Genomic DNA, 4,018 nt, shown 5'->3' on the forward strand with positions numbered 1-4,018 from the left:
GCGTGGAACAGGTATGCGCCGTCGGGCGTGTCGCCAGCGAGGGTGCCATTGGCCAAACGGAGCGCCTCCGCAGCTTGTGCGGGGTCGATGCCCAAATGCGACTGCACGACCTGTTGCCCTTCGGCATTGGCCAGGGTGAGCAAGGCAGCGGGCGCTTGCATGAGCGCTGCCGCAAGGCCTGTCAGGCGATCGAAATCCGCATCGGAAGGGACGTTCGATACCGCACCGGTATCGCCGCCGTCGGCGCTGTCCGTGTCGATGATTTTGTTGTCCTGCACCCGACCATCCCTTTGGCTCCGAGGAAACTAGACGGGCGATGCCAGATTGAAAAGCCTTTGCGGGACGCCCGGAACCATGCCGTGAAACCGTCGTTAGCCTCCTGAAGCCATATGGGAGACTACACATGACCAAGAYCATTCCAGCCCAAAAAGCCCGGCAGGGAACGCGCGGACGCCACCTGTTGATCGTGCTGGCGGCAGGCTTGCTGCTGGCACTGGCCGCATGGGGCGGGGCGGAGTTCTATGGCGAGATGATCGGCAAGAACGCCAACCAGACCATCTCGGCTCCGGGCTAAGTGCCCTTGCGGAAAGACAATTTTGAAACGCTTGCGAAAATGCGAGCGACGGTTCCTGGCCCGGCACATATCGAAACTAGTCGGGGAAAWATTCGGAACCATGGCCGGGTCACGACGTTGTGAACCCGTGAAGAGGCCGCGCCGGACCCTTCCCGCAAAAGACTGGTCGAGGCGCGGCATGCATGAAGACACGCACGAGGAGAGAATATATCATGATCCGCAACCTTTTGGCCACGACTGCCTTTGCAACGCTTATCGCCACCGGCGCCTATGCCCAGGACACCACCGCGCCGGCACCCACACCCGCGCCGTCTCAGGCAACTCCGGCGACACCTGCGGTGATCCCGCATGCCGACGGATTCCTCGCAGCCAACGTCATCGGTGCGAAGGTCTACAACGGCACCGCTGCCGACGCCGAGAACATCGGCAAGGTTCACGACATAGTCATGACCGCTGACGGCAAGGCCGATCAGCTGGTGATCGGTGTCGGCGGCTTCCTTGGCATCGGTGAAAAGAACGTCGCCGTCAGCTTCGACAAGTTCGACTGGGCCGAGAAGAATGGCGATCGCTGGCTTGTGATGGCTACGACCAAGGAACAGCTGCAGGCGCTGCCCGATTTCGACCGCCGTGCATATGATCCGACGCCAGCGCCGGTAGCGGCGACCGATCCGGCGTCCCCGGCAGTTGACCAGACCGCGCAGGCGCCGGTTGCTCCGGCTACGCCTGATGCGTCGATGGCCGACGAGACCAAGACCGCGGCGATCGACAAGTCGACGCTGAAGGAGCTGCCGAGTACCGATCTGCGGGCCGAAGAACTGATGGGTACCACCGTCTATGGTGGTGACGACGCCAATATCGGCGAGATCGGCGATATCCTGATGACGGCGGACGGCAAGATCGACGCCTATGTCATCGATGTCGGCGGTTTCCTTGGCATGGGTGAGAAGAAGGTTGCCGTCGGCAGCGACAATCTTGCCTTCATGGTTGATGCCGAAGGCAAGAAGTACCTGTACACGACCTTCACCAAGCAGCAGCTCGAAGCTCAGCCGGCTTATGATGCGGGCAGCTGGGCCGCCAAGCGCGACGAGCAGCGTCTGATCATCGTTCAGTAGATGCGGCGGCACTAGAGCAGAAAGGCCCGCGCTTCGCCGCGGGCCTTTTGTTTTGGGTCAGGGCAGATGTGCAAAGTGGCCGGTGGCCCCGCCGTCCGCCAGCTCTGATAGTGCGAGCGACTGGTCGAGGTGCCGAGCGCGCCATGCCAGCAGCCTTTCGGCGAAATCGAGCCGCACCGAAAGCCATGCCGGGTCATTGGCGAGATTGCGCGTTTCGCCGGGGTCGTTGACGAGGTCGTAGAGCAGCGGCGGCAAGCCGCCGCCGAAATGCACGTATTTGACCGCCTCGGTGCGGATAACCGACAGGTTCAGCGCGCGCGAGCCGGTGCCGAAATGGGCTTCCGTCGTGCCGTCGGCAACCGAGCGGAAATCGTATTCCCAATGGGCCGCGTCGCGCCAGGCAGCAGGTTCGTTGCCGTCGAGGAACGGCTTCAGCGACTGGCCGTCGAGATGCGGCAATGGTTCGCCGCCGATGAGCTCGAGCAAGGTCGGCATGATGTCGACGGCGGCGGTGAAGCGGTCGACAATGGTGCCGGCGGACTGTTGGTGGCGCGGGTCGCGTAAGATCAGCGGGATATGGTAGCTGCTGTCGAACCAGCCGCCTTTGCCGAGCATGAAATGGTCGCCCATCATCTCGGCGTGGTCGGAGGTCAAGATGACGATGGTGTCGTCCCAGCTGCCTGCCGCCTTGATGCCTTGCCAGATGCGGCCGAGTTGGGAATCGACTTCCGAGATCATGCCGTAATAGAGCGCGCGGATCTTGCGGAACTCGTCTTCGCTCCAGTCGCCGACATTGCCGGATGCGCCAGGAATGAAGCTCGACTTCTTTTGATGGTGGGCGAGGTGGTAGGCGAGGAACGGATGGCTTGCCGCTTCCGCCTGCCTGTTTTCCGCGCGAGCATAGGCCGGCCCCTCCGCCGGGTCATACATGGTGTTGAAGGGGTCGGGCACGATGAAGGGCGGATGCGGGCTGAGGAACGAGACGTGCGCGAACCAAGGCTCACCCTCGTCCTGCTCGCTCAGCCAGCGCAGGAATTCGCCGGTGAGGAAGGCGGCCGGTGTCTCATCCTTCGAATAGGCTGGTACAGCTGGGCTGATCTCCGGCGCGGATTCGTCCGCCGGGCGGTGGATGTCGGGAAAGCCCGGGCTCGAATCGATGCCGCGCGCCGCGAGCCATGACAGCCATGCCTTCTGGTGCTCGGGCAAAAGCTGCCTGGTGGTGAAGCCGGGCAAAACACCTTCATAGGTGCGCAGGAACGGATCGCCGGGCGCGCGCTTGCGCGGGTCGGGCGAAACATCGGTATAGCCGAACAGCGTCGGGTCGTAGCCGACGCGACGAGCGGCGCGGGCGATGTTGTCGTGGCGATCGTCGAGCGGCGTGCCATTGCGGCAGACGCGGTTGTTCATCTGGTAAAGGCCGGTGTAGAGGCATGCCCGCGCCGGCGAGCAAGGTGCGGCCCCGGCATAATGTCGCTTGAACAGAACACCCTCGCGGGCCAGCGCATCGCTGTTGGGCGTTTTCACCACGGGATGGCCGACGCCCGACAGGGAGTCGCCACGCCACTGGTCGCAGGTGATGAGTAGGATATTCTGCCGTCTGCCGGTGTCTGCCAAGCTAGCCCCCAAATTCAATTGCGGCCAAGGAAGCCGGATTCATTTGCGGGTGCAAGCGCCATTGTGCCTGCACGACTCATGCCAGAATCTGTGAACGTCGACGCGGTTGTCGTTCACTGATTGGCGACAGTCCATTCTGTGCCCGCCCACTTTGCCACGTCCTCGGATGCGCCCATATTCTTCCCAACGCGGCAGGGGCCGCAGCGACAAGGGAGCAAAGCCATGCTCGACCAGATCAAGGGTCTGCATCACGTCACCTCGATGGCCAAGGATGCGGCACAGAATAACCAGTTCTTCACCCACAAGCTCGGCCTGCGCCGGGTCAAGAAAACAGTCAATTTCGACGCGCCGGACGTCTACCACCTCTATTATGCCGACGAGCTGGGTACGCCTGGTTCGGTGATGACCTATTTTCCGTTCCCCAATATCGGCCAGKGCCGGTCGGGTGTCGGCGAGGTTGGAACCACGGTGTTTTCGGTTCCCGAGGGCACGCTACCTTTTTKGGAAAAGCGTTTCGCCGACCAAGGTGTAAGTGGGCTCGTCCGCGACGAGAAGTTCGGCGAAAAGCGCCTCTCCTTTGCCGGTCCTGATGGCGACGGGTTCGCGCTTGTCGAGGCCAAGGGCGACAAACGCGCGCCCTGGATCAAGGGCGGCGTTGCTGCCGACGAGGCGATCCGCGGCTTTCATTCGGCGACGCTCAGGCTGCGTGACGGTGCCG

General features: G+C 62.7%; 4 protein-coding genes and 1 pseudogene. 3 read left to right on the plus strand and 2 right to left on the minus strand.

Features of this window, described 5'->3' with window-relative positions; all coding sequences use genetic code 11:
• Window positions 1-278, minus strand: a pseudogene (locus AC1DWF_RS30780) (histidine kinase); the annotation flags it as partial.
• Window positions 279-403: 125 nt separating this feature from the next.
• Between AC1DWF_RS30780 and AC1DWF_RS30785 the strand changes: the two are divergent.
• Both AC1DWF_RS30785 and AC1DWF_RS30790 read left to right on the plus strand, forming a co-directional pair.
• Window positions 404-574 (plus strand): hypothetical protein, encoded by a 171-nt coding sequence (locus tag AC1DWF_RS30785; protein ID WP_476842468.1) that lies wholly within the window; start codon window positions 404-406, stop codon window positions 572-574.
• A gap of 212 nt (window positions 575-786) precedes the next feature.
• Entirely contained in the window at window positions 787-1,686 is a 900-nt protein-coding gene (locus AC1DWF_RS30790; protein ID WP_476782677.1) for a PRC-barrel domain-containing protein, read from the plus strand.
• 57 nt (window positions 1,687-1,743) lie between these two features.
• On the opposite strand, the gene AC1DWF_RS30795 is transcribed toward AC1DWF_RS30790, so the two are convergent.
• Window positions 1,744-3,300, minus strand: coding sequence for an alkaline phosphatase family protein (locus AC1DWF_RS30795; RefSeq protein WP_476782678.1), 1,557 nt, complete (start codon window positions 3,298-3,300; stop codon window positions 1,744-1,746).
• A 222-nt stretch (window positions 3,301-3,522) separates the two neighbouring features.
• Between AC1DWF_RS30795 and AC1DWF_RS30800 the strand changes: the two genes are divergently transcribed.
• Window positions 3,523-4,018 (plus strand): VOC family protein (locus AC1DWF_RS30800; RefSeq protein ID WP_476842469.1); only part of this gene is annotated, 496 nt, incomplete at its 3' end.

It is taken from the genome of Aminobacter sp. P4_D5 (genome assembly GCF_056401815.1).

Coding starts and splice junctions, on each gene's coding strand:
- AC1DWF_RS30790 (WP_476782677.1), top strand. CDS start 787: ATGATCCGCAACCTTTTGGCCACGACTGCCTTTGCAACGCTTATCGCC.